This is a genomic window from Alcanivorax sp. HI0044, assembly GCF_001634945.1.
On record NZ_LWEZ01000204.1, the window covers coordinates 1 to 736 of the forward strand.

Genomic DNA, 736 nt, shown 5'->3' on the forward strand with positions numbered 1-736 from the left:
AATCCGTTATGTTGGCGGTATCCAACGCAAAAGGAATGCATCATGGCGGACAGCAACATGGGCACGGACTCCCCACCGCTCAGCAACACATCATTGGCCGTATTGATCGATGCGGACAATACACCCCCAAAAATCGTCGACGGGCTGTTCGAGGAGATCGCCAAATTTGGCACCGCCAGCGTCAAGCGAATCTACGGCGACTGGACCAAACCCAATCTGGGTGGCTGGAAAAGCGTGCTGCTGAAACATTCCGTGCAACCGATCCAGCAATTTGCCTACACCCAGGGCAAGAACGCCACCGATTGCAGCATGATCATCGACGCCATGGATCTGCTCTATACCAAACAGCTCTCGGGCTTCTGTCTGGTGTCCAGTGACAGTGATTTCACCCGCCTGGCGGCGAGGTTAAGGGAAGAAGGCCTGACCGTGTATGGTTTCGGGGAACGCAAGACGCCGGGGCCCTTCGTGGCCGCCTGCGACAAGTTTATCTACACCGAAGTACTGCGCTCCGACCATGCCCCCGAGAGCACCTCAGACAAGCCCGATACCCCCGCCCAGACAGAAGCGCCTGTCAGCAAGGAGCCGCCGCCACTGCAACTGATCGCCAACGTGATCGATGATATTTCCGATGAGGACGACTGGGCCAACCTGGGTACGGTGGGCCAGCACCTGAGCAAGCGCAAACCCGACTTCGACACTCGCCTGTTCGGCCACAAGAAACTCAGCGACATGATCC

General features: G+C 57.6%; 1 protein-coding gene. It reads left to right on the plus strand.

Translation table 11 applies throughout. The features are described 5' to 3' along the window. Positions 1-42: 42 nt before the first annotated feature. The coding region (locus tag A3730_RS02470; protein ID WP_063537409.1) for an NYN domain-containing protein at positions 43-736 on the plus strand (694 nt) is incomplete at its 3' end.